The sequence below is a fragment of the Ochrobactrum sp. BTU1 genome (assembly GCA_018798825.1).
Taxonomy (GTDB): domain Bacteria; phylum Pseudomonadota; class Alphaproteobacteria; order Rhizobiales; family Rhizobiaceae; genus Brucella.
Map to the genome: position 1 here is coordinate 1,621,639 of CP076355.1, position 13,144 is coordinate 1,634,782.

Genomic DNA, 13,144 nt, shown 5'->3' on the forward strand with positions numbered 1-13,144 from the left:
GGGTTTTCTTCTCTGCATTTCGACCTCGGACTGCATTGAGGCGAAGGGTTCCCTCTCTGCAACGTCGCCATTCAGAAACAAGTAAAGGACCCCATGACCATGAGCGCAATATATTCCGCTGTCCTTACAACTCTGAAACGCTCGTGGTCGTTGTTAAAATGGCGCTTTCTAAAGAGCGCATTCGTGCTCGCTGGTATTCCACTACTGATCGGGGCGAGAGCGGACGAGCGGGAAAAACTCGGCCCATTTACTGCAACAAATCCGCAGGTATTGCAGGAGCCAAAGGATGCAGAGCATTTCGATATACGTGAGGCCCTGCATGGCTCCACCGCAAGCTCTGAGCAATGTTCCGCAATAGCGAATTCGCTTTGGGTAAATGCCGCGGGGCCTGGCGAATGCATTCGCTATTATGGCTCGGGCCTTCAGCACCGCGCTAACCCCTTGGTAATGGTTTATTTCAGTGGCGATGTGCTGTTACGCAACGCCGACGGGCAAAGAAGCGTGGTTCCGTCTTACGGAAAACAATCACCTTCTTCGATTACTGAAGAAATGACGGAATGGTCGGAGGCCGCCGGTGTCCCGGCGATATTTCTAGCCCGTCCCGGTCTTTTTGGATCCTCAGGAGATCACAATAAACGTCGACAAAATCGGGAAATCGAGCTTATGCAACACGCGATTTCTCTCCTCAAGGATCGCTACCAGATCCAATCTTTCATCTTCGCAGGTCATTCGGGCGGCGGACAAATAGTTGCAGGTCTTCTCAACAAACGCGACGATATAAGGGCAGCGGTCATATCTTCCGGCCTTGTTTCCGTAAAGCAGGTCACAGATTACTGGGAGTTTCGCCGCAACATCCCAGGACGTCTTCTTTACGATTCCCGCGAGTTTTACGATCCCATTGACCATTTAAAGAATGTTGCGAAATCTGACCGTCCGGACGTATACGTTATCTCGGATCCGGAAGACCAGACAATCCCTTTCTTTACGCAGTTGCGCTATGTACGCCGGCTCAAAACAACTGGCTTCGATCCGCACCATATATTTGCGCATGCACCAGATCCGTCACACCATTTACTTTCCAATTACGCGAAAATTGCTGCTGCTATGATTGCACAGGGTAACAGTTCTGCCGAAATACGACGAACGCTTGCGCTACATGATGCCAGTCAGATCGCATCGAGGGAAGAGCGAAACAAATCACCAGAAGTTCTGACAATACCCCCGCCCTATGTTAGTGCCGAGAGCGCTTTATCCGTGTTGATACCGGATGCTACCGATAACACGCAGAAAATCCTGTTCTCTAAAGCGGGCGAAAAGCAGCTCCCGCCTGCATCCGTGACCAAACTGATGACTGCAATCGTCGCAATTGACATCAGCAGAAAGTTACGACTGGGCCTATCGCATAAAATAGTGGTTCATGCGGACGATCTGGTGGGTGGATCAGGAAACAATCTGAAGGTCGGCGATGTATTATCGCTTGAGGCTGCAATCGCCAACTTGATGCTGTCTTCGTCGAATGTGACGGCGAATGCTGTCGCCCGAAGCATGGGCGCTGTAATGAGAAGAGAGGAGCATCACAAAGAAAGCGACCCAGACGTTTTCGTACGCCAGATGAACAATAGAGCCCAGACGCTTGGCATGACGCGAACTGTCTTCATGAACCCATCAGGGCTTTCAGCTTCGGGACAGGTAACAACAGCCAAGGATCTCGCGAAGCTCGCGGTCGAAGCACTGAAATATTCTGAAGTATCAAGAGTGTGGGGAGACAAACAATATACTATAGTAGTCGAGGGGCCTCACGCGCGCAAATTAGCACTATCGAACCCAAATCCCCTCTATAAGGACTATGATATCATTGGCGGTAAAACGGGGGCACTCGTTCCAGGTCTTTTCAATATCGTGGTCGTTTCCCAGGCGCCAGGAGATAGATTGCTTGTCACTGTCAGTTTGAAGTCTCCCTCGGAAAACGAGCGGACGAGAGACGTGCGCACGTTGATTGACTGGGCGAAGCGCAATCAAGCAAAGTGAAAACATAAAATCTTCACCCTACAGTTGTGCCATTTGAGGTTCTGACCCTCATTCAGATCAGGCAGCCATTTGCGCCAGGCGACTGGTTGAGTTCTTGGGCAAGCGAGGCAGACAAGGCACCGCCAGTTGCGAACCTATACCTAAGGTTTAGGCCCCAACTCTGTGGCCCAATAGACCTAAGTATCTGAACACTATCCGTTCATCTGATTGAGCTGCCCTGCTTCGCTGCCTAAGCTGGGAGCATATCGACGTTGCAAAGGAGTTCGATCATGCCGGGCGATAATCCTCTTTCACACGCACTCGCTGCAGGCACCGTTGCGCCTGCGTTCACTTTACCTGCTACGGCGGATCAGACGGTATCGCTCAGCGATCTGCGTGGCGCTCCGGTGATACTCGCATTTTACCCGGCTGACTGGAGCCCGGTCTGCAGCGATCAGATGGGACTTTATAACGAAATACTGCCGGAATTTCATCATTCGAAGGCACAGCTGCTCGGCATATCAGTGGATGGTGTGTGGTGCCATGCCGCCTTTGAAGCAGAGCGTAAATTGCATTTCCCGCTTCTCGCAGATTTTGAGCCCAAAGGTGAAGTCGCCCGGAACTATGGCGTTTATCGCCAGAAAGATGGCGTTGCAGAGCGTGCGCTCTTCGTCATCGATGCCGATGGCATTATCCGATGGAGCTATGTTTCGCCCCTCGGCATCAACCCGGGAGCCGATGGCATTCTTGAAGCACTCGACATGCTTGAGGCCAAACCAACCGCTACGGAGCTGCAACCATGAGCAAGTTGAGCATTCCTGTCAGTAAACAGGATCACATCCAGGGTTATGAGAGAGCCGCTGTAACCCTTGTCGAATATGGCGACTATGAATGCCCTTATTGCGGCGAAGCTTATTACGTTCTGAAAGCAGTGCAGAAGGCAATGGGTGAGGATCTACGCTTCGTGTTCCGTAATTTCCCGCTCGCAGAAATACATCCCCATGCGCTTCACGCTGCGGAATTTGCTGAAATGGCAGCTACACAAGGCCTGTTCTGGCAAGCCCATGATCTTCTCTACAAAAACCAAAACGCGCTGACCGATCATGATCTCCTCGCATATGCGACAGCTCTCGGCATAGCGCCAGCGACCGTCGCAACCGCCTTCGACGGCCGTTTTCAGGAGCGCATTGAAACAGATTTCCGCGGTGGATTGCGAAGTGGCGTCAATGGCACACCAACGCTTTTCATCAACGGCACGCGATATGATGGTGCTCGCGACGCGGCTAGTCTGGTTACTGTTCTGCGAGAAGTGAAGAATTTGCTTGTCTCAAATCAAAGCAGATAGATGCACAATCGCCTCGGGGACCAGCGCCCCGAAGCGCCACCTTTTTAAGGTATGATATCGGTCTTTGCCGTTCTGATATCTGGCTCTTCTGCCTTCATGTAAAAGGCCCTGTCGCCACCCACGTCAAACATCAAACTCCGCTCAATTGCGGCCAAGTAATCCGTAGATGATGCGACCTGCAAATGTCTGCCCGATCCTTGATTGTGCAGGCAATCCTTCTGCACTGTAATGATGTTGGTTGCATCGGCGTTTGTGTGGGCAACCCCCACAGGCTTGTCGTCAAAAATCGAAAGATTTACAATGAGCCTGTTTGCGCTCCAGGTCGCCATTTTCACTTCATCCAAGGCCGCATTGATTGCCATCAGCATGGAGCCTGCCTCGCCTTTGTGATCATCAGGGCGATAAAGTGCTATTGCTGTAGCCGCTGCTTCAGCATCGCCTTCATCGCAGATGCGCGTCCATGGCAGAACGGTTTCGGATTGGCTGTCGTCCAACCACTCGATATAGGCAATTGCCACACACTGGTTCGGGCCGCTGGTCATAACGTGGTACAAAGAACGCAGGGCCGCTATATGCCCCTCGCGAACCATCTGAACATCGTCGATATCTGGCAACGATGACCGATCGACAGCAAAAACAACCGCTGCATCAACTCTATCTGAGCGTAAAGCCTCCCCCGCTCGTGCTTTCTCGTTCGCAAGCAAAAGCGACCCCAGCAATAGCGCCAGAATTGAGATCAGAACCGACCGCCTTTCCTCACCAAAATTTGCGTATTTGCGAAACATGGTCGCCGCCCCATTATACCGCCGACGATCTATCAGCGGATTAGTCGGGAGCATATTCTCCTGATGTACCTGCTAAAATACGACAGGTGCCGTATTTCATGCCTTAGGCCATCTTGGTAGCTTCTGGCTAACAGAGGCATATAGGCTTTCATTCAAGCAAATCCTTGCTTGAATGGCGGTTCTGGCAGTTGGGGGCTTCTGCCAGAGCCGCGACCGGAAGATTAAGCCGATGGCAATCCAAGACGCACCGCATAAGCTGTCAGTTCAGCGCTACTATGGAGGTCCAGTTTGCGCATGAGGTTTTCGCGATGCTTACGGGCGGTGAAAACGCTGATGCCGAGCCGATCTGCTATTTCCCTGGTCGTCGCACCCTGTGGGATCAATGCCAAAAACTGTAACTCACGCCTTGTGAGCGGGACAGGCGACACGACATCGATATTGGGTCCAGGCTCATGACCATTTGGACGGTTGATCGAGGAACCAATGTGAATTGCGCCGTTGCTGCGACCGTTTTTCAAATTGGCGATGGTGGCAAGCAGTTCGCTCGGATCGCCATCTTTCGTCAGATAACCACTAGCACCAGCGTCGAGTGCTGCACGGATCGAACGGGATTCACTGTTTGCAGACAGAATAAGAATTTTTAACTTTGGATGGGTCGCTCGTAATTGTTCTATGAACTGAAAGCCGTGAAATCCCGGCATCCCAAGATCAAGCAGGACCATATCGCAAGGCGTCTGAGCCAAAAGCCTCAACAAAGACGAGCAATCACCCACTTCACCAACCACAACCGTTTCGCTTAACGTGGAAAGAAGTAGTTTAAGCCCCTCGCGGACGATATTGTGATCGTCAGCCAAGACTACCCGGTAGTTTTCCCTCATCGATAAGATGCCCCTCAAGCCCACAAGCGAATACAGGATAGCATTATGGTGGCATTAGCGCTCCCTGAAAAACACAAAAAATCGACGAGAGTTAATCCCATAGACGAGACGCGTATAAAGCAGGCGTTGGTCAATACGCTTTACAAGCATTCGGCCGGCGTACTGCTGACAAACATTTTCGTGCCGATCCCCTCGCTTCTGATCTTCTGGGGCAAGGTACCCAATACCTGGCTCGTTGCATGGTGCGTTTCTGTCTATTTGCTGACAATCCTCCGTATGATCGGCACCCGCGCTTTTTTTCGCCATACGAAAACACCGAACAACTATCCGAAATGGGCATGGACGGCGGCTGGCTTCTCGTGGTTGTCGGGTATGAACTGGGGATTATTGGGCTTGATCGGTTTTCTTTCGGGCGAACCACACCTTCTTTCATTCGCAATGATCGTCATGACGGGTCTGACCTGCGGGTCCGTGCCCACTTCATCAGCATTTCTGCCGGTCCTCGTCGGATCGTTATTCACGACCGTTCTCCCAAGCACGATCTATTGCCTCATGAGTGAGGGGGAGATTTATAACGCCTATCTGTTTTTGATCGCCTGTCTGGTTATCATCAACGTGCATCATGGACGTGTGACCCACCGGGATCTGGCCGAGACGATTCGATTGCGCTTTGAAAACGAAACACTCGTTGATCAGCTCAAAAGTGAACGGGACAGGGTGGCAGCGGCCGATCGCGCAAAGACACGTTTCCTTGCAGCTGCAAGTCACGATCTCCGGCAACCAGTACACGCACTTGGTCTCTTCAATTCGACCTTGGCAGCACTCGCAGGCAGAGGGAATGTCAATGGCGCCGACGCGGCTAATATTTCTGGAAAGATCAGAAGCGTCGTTGCCAATCTGAGCTATCTGCTCAACGCATTGCTCGATGTTTCACGTCTCGACGCTCAGATCGTGACGCCCAATCGCGAAACCATCTCGATAGGTGAATTACAGGATGATCTTCGCAACGAATTTGCGAGCCTCGCTGAAAGCAAAGGTCTTCGATGGAGAATGGTCCCATGTGACCTTCATACAGACAGCGACCCCATGATGCTGCGGCAGATAATTGCCAATCTGATTGCCAACGCGATCCGCTACACGACAAGCGGAGGCATACTCTTTGGCTGTCGTCTCAGAGGCAGTAATATCGAAATTCAGGTCTATGACACCGGGATCGGTATCGCCGAAAACCAGCACAAAACAGTGTTTGAAGAATTCGTGCAGCTGCATAATCCTGAACGCGATCGCGACAAAGGACTGGGACTTGGCTTGTCGATTGTGAAACGAACAGCAGAATTGCTCAATCATCCGATCCGGCTTTGCTCGCAAGCCGGTACGGGATCGATGTTTTCAATCGTCGTACCGCTTGTCGTTGATCAGCGCCAACCGAAGAAGGCCACCAGAAGCCCGCTTCAGACAGGTGGAAACATTTTCATTATTGATGATGAAAGCACCGTTCTTGAAGCTCTCACAGGGCTTGTCGACGTTTGGGGTTACCAAGCCTTTTCGGGGCGCAACGCTGTCGAAACATATGCCGCCTGGAAAGCTGATAAAACAGCGAAGCCCTCTCAAGCCGACCTTGTCATCGTGGACTACCGCCTTGAAGGGGGCATGATTGGAACACAAGCTGCACGCAGATTGTTCGATCAACTTGGTTACGAGCTGCCCGTGATCATCCTGACGGGCGATACATCGCCTGAAAGACTGCGTGAAGCGTCCGCGAGCGGTTATATGCTGCTTCACAAGCCGATTGACCCCGCCGAATTGCTGCAGGCGATCCAGAAGGCCATTTAAGAAAGCGTGGGTTCAGTCCAGAATCTGTAAATCTGCTCTATTGCGTAAAAATAAGCAGAGCCCGGCTTGAAACTGCAAAATCGCTTCCTACGTGATAGCCAGTGGACCGGGCCCCTCTGGCGGTTTTTACAAACCGTGATGTCGGACACTTCGAGCAAGCTCGAGGTCAGCCCGGTAACCCGAAGCCGACCTTGTTAGATTTGAACAGAGGTCGGATATGGAAATATTTACTTCACTCTTCATGGGAACGCCGGTCTGGATGTGGCTGGTGTTTATCGGCATCGTTCTGGCATTGCTGGTGCTCGATCTTGGCGTCTTCAATAAGGAAGACCATGAGATCGAAATCGGTGAGAGCCTGAAAATGTCGGCTTTCTACATCACACTTGGACTGGCTTTTTCCGGCTTTGTCTGGTGGCAGATGAGCAGCGAGGCGACGGCGCAATATCTCACTGCATTCGTGGTTGAGAAAACGCTGGCTCTCGACAATATCTTCGTTATCGCACTGATATTCAGCTTCTTCGCAATCCCGCGCAAATATCAGCACCGCGTCCTATTTTGGGGTATTCTCGGTGTGATCGTGTTGCGCGGCATCATGATCGGCCTTGGCGCTACAATCGTGGCAAACTACCACTGGGTCCTGTATCTGTTTGCGGTCTTCCTCATAATCACCGGCATTAAGATGCTGTTTTCTGGAGAAGATGACGAACCGGATATGAGCCGAAATCCGCTGCTGCGCTTTGCCCGTAAACACATGCGTGTCACGGATGAACTGCACGGCAATGCCTTCTTTGTACGGTTGAAAGACAGCGCGACCGGCAAGATGGTACGCTTCGCGACGCCACTATTCCTGGCGCTTATCATGATCGAAGTTGCGGATCTGATCTTCGCTGTAGACTCCGTACCGGCAGTCTTCACGATCACCACCGATCCCTTCATCGTTTACACATCGAATATCTTTGCAATTCTTGGCCTAAGAGCGCTTTTCTTTGCCCTGTCGGCCATCCTACATCGCTTCGCCTATCTTAAGTACGCGCTTTCGATCCTGTTGATCTTCATCGGCTCCAAGATGTTCATTGCGGATCTGATGGGTTGGGAAAAATTCCCGCCTTCTTGGTCGCTCGGCATTACCTTTGCGATCCTTGGTGCGGGCGTTGTCATATCGCTTGTAAAGACCAAAGACGCGGAAAAGTCTGTCAGCCATCATCAGTCATAAGACTGCCAAAAAAACATCGGTCCGGCCCATCTGGTCCGGACCGATTTGAAGATCAGTAAATGATCTCCACCCCTGCTCTTTCCAACGTTGCATAAACCGCACTTGGCGGCGGCTGATCTGTGATCACCAGATCAATGCCCGATGTTGGCAGGATCGAAAACTTGTCCGATCTTTGCAGAGCCGTGTGGCTTGCCAGCACGACGAACTTTCTTGTTTGCCGCCGCACCACCTGCGCAAGCTGGAGATGCCTGTCCGACGGCCCAAGCAATCCACGCTGCACATCAAACCCGCTTGCTCAGGCGACATCAAAAACACGGCGCGAGATGATTTCCATCGCCTCAAAACCGAAGGAAGCACGGGAGCGCTTGTCGAATTGCCCACCGCAAACCGTAAGATCAGTCTGCCCGCCCATAGACAGGTCGATCATGATATCGACCATCAGCGATGTGGCGATGATGGGTGGTTCGTGACGCGCCTCCCACGCTGTTGCCAGAGCGGTTGAACCGCCACTGAAAAATACCGACATACCCGGTTAGAGCAATCCATGGGCAATCCGGGCAATTCGCTCCTTGGCTTCACGATCTGCTCCGATACGCAAGTCAATATGCGGCAGTCCCTTTGCCGTGACGGCACGCGCACCGCCATGCACGCGCATCGCTTGCCCTCTTTCTTCCAAAGAGGCGAGGTCTCGTCTGATCGTTTCTTCTGAAACCGCGAATATACCGGCGAGCTGCGCGCAAGTGGTATCGCCCTGTCTGATCAGACGATCGCGGATCCGATCCTGCCGATCCGATGGTCGAAGAGGTCGTTGTGCCATTTTAAGGTCATGCCATTGTTACGTCGCGGCAGACCTAACGAACTTACCTCACAGGAATACGACAAAATCTCGCCAAGACGGTCATCAAACGGGCAATTAGCGAGCAAACGGCCCGTCTGGGGTGTGAAGACATGGAGAACACCTGCGCTTGGTACCACAGCGCCGAACACCCGGACGCGCCGTGTGTATTCACCAAAGATCAAAACAGCCAGAATGAGCGCGACGATTATTATTCCCATTATGGTGGCGAGCTGCACAGAAACCGGCTGGATCAAGCGGGGACTGCCAAGCCACGCAGTCTGCTGGGAAGCCACGGAATGGGTTCTAAATAGTGAATTGTTAATATTGTAACTTTCAATTTCTTAAGTGAAGCCAGAAAAAAAGTAGTGTTTAATTCACCTCTATTGTCTTTTTCAGAAAATCACTCAAACAACGAATGGATTTCGATGTCTTCCTGCCTGTTGAGCTTGTGCAGCGGTTTAGATACTGGTGTTGATTTCGAATCCCGTCAGCACTTCCTCGGAAAAATATCATTAAAATCTGGTCTGAAATATACTTCTCGTGAGATTTTTTCTATTTCATTGAATTTATTTCTTATATAATCCAGATGATAATCCATCTCCATCGGAACTATGTTCTCTTTTTGTTTTGGCCTATAAAGAGAATAAAGAAACATAACATCTAGCAGACACAGGTTCGGTGACTGACGTTTATGCTTCAACACGAAATCCCCGCTTAATTCGGGGGGAAGAGTAGTAAGAGGAGACTTCAATGAAGTTGGATATTTTTGAAGATGCTCAGTATTACTCACACCTGTGAGCATCTGAAATACACTTTTTTCAATAAGCTCATTACGTAAATTTCCTGCGAACATATCCATCTCAGGGCCTAAGCTTGGCAGATCAATAAATATGTAATCCGTTCCCTGACCACCAATTTTGAACTTCATAAAAGCGAGTGGGTTTGGGCTTGATAGAGCCGTAGCGCTGTATCCTTGAATGCGATCAACAAAATCCAATTTATCTTGCAGGCTCTGATGACTGTCGTCTGCTTTACTGCGAAAATTTAGGTAAATAAGGCTGTCGTTTGGACAATCCTGGACTGTCTTTCTAAAGAAAGTTCTTACATTTAGATTCGTAATTCTATTGATCGCGTATGTAAAAAGCGAAACTTTATCAAAGTCTGACGCTGTAGCGCTCCCAGCGACGCACATTATTCTGTTGGATGTCCACCTGAGGACGAGCTCGCGACCCTTTACCGTTTGCGTGTAAACAGCCGACTTAAAAAACGAGACCAATTCCGATTTGGATAGCCCCTCTTGAGCTGCTGCTCCAATCGTTGAGCATAAAAGTGATATCCCAACTAAAATGCAGGTAAGGGTGCTTTTGCTAATTTTTAACATTCGCCATCGCTTTAATTATACAGCCTCGTTCTTTAAAGAGGCTGCAATCATCCTGCCGTCAGTTATGGCTGCTGCCGCCGTGCGCTTCACGTGGTTTAACACTTATGCTTCCACTGATCCCCGGCACCCCAACCTGAACACCCACGCTATCAACCACCCAACCATCTTTCGATAGACGTGGTTTTTTATCAGCTTCTCCACTAGGAAGAACTACATAGCCAGTGACGCCATCGCGATTAGTCTGATAAGCAACCGAATGGCCTCGATCACCACCCGCACTGTCAGATCTGCCACCGCCATCTCGGCTGATGCTAATTGTATCAAGATGCGTGGACCCATCTTTGTCGGTGTAATGTCCGCCAGACACCATCATCATTTCTTCAATTGTCAACACACGCATTTTTTTCTCCAATTAATTAAACAACGACCAAATTTAGTTAAAATAGCCCCGGGGAAATAGGCCAACATATTGCGTGCAATTTACTCTGATGACTTGCGTCAAGCTCAGAAGATGATGCCCTGAAAAATTTTAAACCGACAACAAAAAAAAGCCCCGACGCCGAAGCGCCGGGGCAAGTTTCCAACGTATGCCAAGCGCTTTGGCCAACCGCTTTGCCCACATTGACGTGGAGCCTGACCCTCGCGCATCGTCTTGTCGTGTTAAACAAGGGCAGTATCGAGCAGATCGGAACTCCGCTTGAGTTTTATCACAATCCAGCCTCGACTTTTGTTGCGAGCTTTATCGGTTCACCAGCCATGAACCTCCTCAACGCCCGGCTCGACGGCAACCGTCTGATGATCGATGAAGCGGTTCTGCAGCTTTCAGGCAGTCTTCCCTCATACGATTCTCTCACAGTGGGCATCAGGCCGGAGGATCTTGTCTTGGCCCAGAATGGTGAGAACCCACTTAGTTTCATGCTCGATCATGTTGAAGAACTCGGCGCCCAGCGCCTCGTTCATGGTATGGTTGGCGAGCAGCGGATAACTGCAGCCTTTCCGCCTCAGCTCCCGATCAGCGACCATATGCAATTGACGGCAGCCGTCGATAAGCTGCATTTTTTCAGTGCGGACACCGGCAAGCGGCTGATTACAGCCGCAAGTCAGGTTGTTTCGCAGAATATATCAAGCCTGTCGCTCGTATGAGGTCAGATGTGCAAACAGGCTCCTTGCCAGAGGCGCCAACGTGGTTTCATCTCGCACACAAACTGCCAGTTGGCGCGTTGCCCAACTGTCGGAAAGCTTGATGATCGCTATCGAAGAAGATCGCCGGAAACGCCGCGCCGCCGTTTCCGGTATGATGGCAACGCCCACGCCCTCGCCTGCCACCCGGCAAATACCCTCAAAGGTCGGCAACTTGATACGCGTCTTAAGTCGCAGTCCGATTTTCAGAGCCTGCGCATCGATGTGATCCTGTAATGCGCCTGTGCTTAGCGCGATAAAATGCTGGTCGAGCAATTCGTCGAGCCGAACGCTGTTGCGTACGGCGAGCGGATGATCTCTCGCGCTGACCAGCACCAAACGATCAATAGCAAAGGGCTGTAAATGCAAGCCGCCGATATCGACGGTATCGGATAGAACACCGATCTCCGCAAAACCTCCTGCGATACTTCTGGCAATCTGAATGCTCTGTCGCTCCTTCAGGTCGATATCGGCCTGAGAGTTGCGCGCGAGCCAGGGAGCAAGCCGCGCCGGAAGAAATTCGGTCATCGCAGCGGTATTGGCCAGAACGCGGATTGTCCCGCGCAGACCTTTTGCATATTCGCCAAGCTCACCCCGCATCTGCGCGATCTGCTGGAGGATCGCACGAGCATGATGCACCAGCGCGTCGCCAGCCTCGGTTGTTGTTACGCCGCGTCGTCCACGTTCAAGCAACATCACTTCGCTGAGTGTTTCCATATCACGCAGCCTCTCACTCGCAGCCGCCAGTGAAAGTCCAACATCCGCCGCTCCATGGGTGATACTGCCAGCATCTACCACAGCAAGAAACAAGCGAAGGTCAGTCAGGTCAAAGCGCATCAGCCAAGACTATCGCATAATTAGGCTTCGGGCCAGCCGAAGCCATGATGCGGAACTTCCACATTGTTCCAGTATTTGAGATGGTCCATGCAAGGCCATGTTCGATTTATCAACGACACTGGTATTCACGATTGCGGCTACGTTCTTTGCTGCCGGTATTGTCAAAGGCATCACTGGCATGGGCTTGCCCACATTGGCAATGGGCGTGCTTGGCAGCTTCATTTCACCACTGGCAGCGGCAAGCCTCCTGCTGGTACCGTCTTTCACAACCAATGTTTGGCAGATGATTGCAGGACCAAATTCGCTCGCGCTGGTCAGACGGCTATGGCCGATGATGCTCGCAATCATTGCCGGAACCATGCTCGGCGTTTCCTGGCTGGCGAAGAGTGATGCCACCATCACGACCAGTACATTGGGCGCCTGTCTCAGCCTCTATGCAGCCTTCACACTGCTGGCGCATCCCTTCAAGGTGCCTGCGGGACTTGAGACCTGGCTGTCACCGATCGTGGGAGCGATCACAGGCCTTATTGCGGGAGCGACTGGCGTGTTCGTAATTCCGGCAGTGCCTTACCTGCAAGCACTTGGACTTGAGAAAGAGGAACTTGTTCAAGCGCTGGGCCTGTCCTTCACTATATCGACAATCGCTTTGGCTTTAGGTCTCGGGGTTCAAGGAGTGCTGGTTCTTGATCAACTCGCAATCTCCACCATGGCAATTGTTCCAGCCCTTGCTGGAATGTGGGCCGGACAAGTCATTCGCAGGAAAATCAGTCCCGTCATATTCAGGCGCGGCTTTCTGATCTCTTTGCTGCTGCTAGGTTTGGAAATGATGCTGCGGCCACTTTTTTAGA

At 51.4% G+C, this 13,144-nt stretch carries 14 protein-coding genes and 1 pseudogene; 7 read left to right on the forward strand and 8 right to left on the reverse strand.

The features are described 5' to 3' along the window. Positions 1-99: 99 nt before the first annotated feature. From KMS41_18860 to KMS41_18870, 3 genes are all read left to right on the forward strand, one after another. Positions 100-2,028: a serine hydrolase gene (locus KMS41_18860; GenBank protein ID QWK79517.1), complete on the forward strand. Its 1,929-nt coding sequence runs from the start codon at positions 100-102 to the stop codon at positions 2,026-2,028. Positions 2,029-2,297: 269 nt separating this feature from the next. Further along, entirely contained in the window at positions 2,298-2,810 is a 513-nt protein-coding gene (locus tag KMS41_18865; protein QWK79518.1) for a peroxiredoxin, read from the forward strand. After that, a complete protein-coding gene (locus tag KMS41_18870) occupies positions 2,807-3,352 on the forward strand; it encodes a DsbA family protein (protein QWK79519.1) in 546 nt (181 codons plus the stop codon). Before KMS41_18865 ends, KMS41_18870 begins: the two co-directional genes overlap by 4 nt. 44 nt (positions 3,353-3,396) lie before the next feature. Here KMS41_18870 and KMS41_18875 read toward each other — a convergent pair whose 3' ends face one another. Continuing rightward, positions 3,397-4,137 carry a DUF1194 domain-containing protein gene (locus tag KMS41_18875; protein QWK79520.1) on the reverse strand — a complete coding sequence of 247 codons (741 nt, stop codon included), beginning with the start codon at positions 4,135-4,137 and terminating at the stop codon, positions 3,397-3,399. A 221-nt stretch (positions 4,138-4,358) separates the two neighbouring features. Next, positions 4,359-5,015, reverse strand: a complete 657-nt coding sequence (locus tag KMS41_18880) for a response regulator transcription factor (GenBank protein ID QWK79521.1) — start codon at positions 5,013-5,015, stop codon at positions 4,359-4,361. 45 nt (positions 5,016-5,060) lie between these two features. Here KMS41_18880 and KMS41_18885 point away from each other — a divergent pair, with 45 nt between their 5' ends. Together KMS41_18885 and KMS41_18890 are read left to right on the forward strand one after the other, a co-directional pair. Continuing rightward, positions 5,061-6,848 carry a response regulator gene (locus KMS41_18885; protein ID QWK79522.1) on the forward strand — a complete coding sequence of 596 codons (1,788 nt, stop codon included), beginning with the start codon at positions 5,061-5,063 and terminating at the stop codon, positions 6,846-6,848. A gap of 217 nt (positions 6,849-7,065) precedes the next feature. Beyond that, on the forward strand, positions 7,066-8,061 hold the full coding sequence (locus KMS41_18890) for a TerC family protein (protein QWK79523.1): 996 nt from the start codon (positions 7,066-7,068) through the stop codon (positions 8,059-8,061). Positions 8,062-8,113: 52 nt separating this feature from the next. Here KMS41_18890 and KMS41_18895 read toward each other — a convergent pair whose 3' ends face one another. From KMS41_18895 to KMS41_18915, 5 genes are all read right to left on the reverse strand, one after another. Further along, positions 8,114-8,341: a hypothetical protein gene (locus KMS41_18895; GenBank protein QWK79524.1), complete on the reverse strand. Its 228-nt coding sequence runs from the start codon at positions 8,339-8,341 to the stop codon at positions 8,114-8,116. 15 nt (positions 8,342-8,356) lie between these two features. Next, complete coding sequence (locus KMS41_18900; GenBank protein QWK79525.1) at positions 8,357-8,587, reverse strand: hypothetical protein; 231 nt, start codon at positions 8,585-8,587, stop codon at positions 8,357-8,359. 6 nt (positions 8,588-8,593) lie between these two features. Then, a complete protein-coding gene (locus KMS41_18905; protein ID QWK79526.1) occupies positions 8,594-8,878 on the reverse strand; it encodes a DeoR family transcriptional regulator in 285 nt (94 codons plus the stop codon). 508 nt (positions 8,879-9,386) lie between these two features. After that, positions 9,387-10,280: a hypothetical protein gene (locus KMS41_18910; protein ID QWK79527.1), complete on the reverse strand. Its 894-nt coding sequence runs from the start codon at positions 10,278-10,280 to the stop codon at positions 9,387-9,389. A 58-nt stretch (positions 10,281-10,338) separates the two neighbouring features. Further along, positions 10,339-10,680 carry a hypothetical protein gene (locus KMS41_18915; protein ID QWK79528.1) on the reverse strand — a complete coding sequence of 114 codons (342 nt, stop codon included), beginning with the start codon at positions 10,678-10,680 and terminating at the stop codon, positions 10,339-10,341. A 230-nt stretch (positions 10,681-10,910) separates the two neighbouring features. Here KMS41_18915 and ugpC point away from each other — a divergent pair. Then, positions 10,911-11,423 (forward strand): annotated as a pseudogene (ugpC, locus tag KMS41_18920) (sn-glycerol-3-phosphate ABC transporter ATP-binding protein UgpC). Here the strand turns inward: ugpC and KMS41_18925 are convergent. Beyond that, a complete protein-coding gene (locus KMS41_18925; GenBank protein ID QWK79529.1) occupies positions 11,403-12,296 on the reverse strand; it encodes a LysR family transcriptional regulator in 894 nt (297 codons plus the stop codon). The pseudogene ugpC and the gene KMS41_18925 sit on opposite strands and share 21 nt — an antisense overlap. Positions 12,297-12,393: 97 nt before the next feature. Between KMS41_18925 and KMS41_18930 the strand changes: the two genes are divergently transcribed. After that, a complete protein-coding gene (locus KMS41_18930) occupies positions 12,394-13,143 on the forward strand; it encodes a sulfite exporter TauE/SafE family protein (GenBank protein QWK79530.1) in 750 nt (249 codons plus the stop codon). Position 13,144 lies beyond the last annotated feature (1 nt).

Excerpts from the sequence above, each read along its gene's own strand:
- KMS41_18860 (QWK79517.1), top strand. The coding sequence starts at position 100 with ATGAGCGCAATATATTCCGCTGTCCTTACAACTCTGAAACGCTCGTGG.
- KMS41_18865 (QWK79518.1), top strand. The coding sequence starts at position 2,298 with ATGCCGGGCGATAATCCTCTTTCACACGCACTCGCTGCAGGCACCGTT.
- KMS41_18870 (QWK79519.1), top strand. The coding sequence starts at position 2,807 with ATGAGCAAGTTGAGCATTCCTGTCAGTAAACAGGATCACATCCAGGGT.
- KMS41_18875 (QWK79520.1), bottom strand. The coding sequence starts at position 4,137 with ATGTTTCGCAAATACGCAAATTTTGGTGAGGAAAGGCGGTCGGTTCTG.
- KMS41_18880 (QWK79521.1), bottom strand. The coding sequence starts at position 5,015 with ATGAGGGAAAACTACCGGGTAGTCTTGGCTGACGATCACAATATCGTC.
- KMS41_18885 (QWK79522.1), top strand. The coding sequence starts at position 5,061 with ATGGTGGCATTAGCGCTCCCTGAAAAACACAAAAAATCGACGAGAGTT.
- KMS41_18890 (QWK79523.1), top strand. The coding sequence starts at position 7,066 with ATGGAAATATTTACTTCACTCTTCATGGGAACGCCGGTCTGGATGTGG.
- KMS41_18900 (QWK79525.1), bottom strand. The coding sequence starts at position 8,587 with ATGTCGGTATTTTTCAGTGGCGGTTCAACCGCTCTGGCAACAGCGTGG.
- KMS41_18905 (QWK79526.1), bottom strand. The coding sequence starts at position 8,878 with ATGGCACAACGACCTCTTCGACCATCGGATCGGCAGGATCGGATCCGC.
- KMS41_18910 (QWK79527.1), bottom strand. The coding sequence starts at position 10,280 with ATGTTAAAAATTAGCAAAAGCACCCTTACCTGCATTTTAGTTGGGATA.
- KMS41_18915 (QWK79528.1), bottom strand. The coding sequence starts at position 10,680 with ATGCGTGTGTTGACAATTGAAGAAATGATGATGGTGTCTGGCGGACAT.
- KMS41_18925 (QWK79529.1), bottom strand. The coding sequence starts at position 12,296 with ATGCGCTTTGACCTGACTGACCTTCGCTTGTTTCTTGCTGTGGTAGAT.
- KMS41_18930 (QWK79530.1), top strand. The coding sequence starts at position 12,394 with ATGTTCGATTTATCAACGACACTGGTATTCACGATTGCGGCTACGTTC.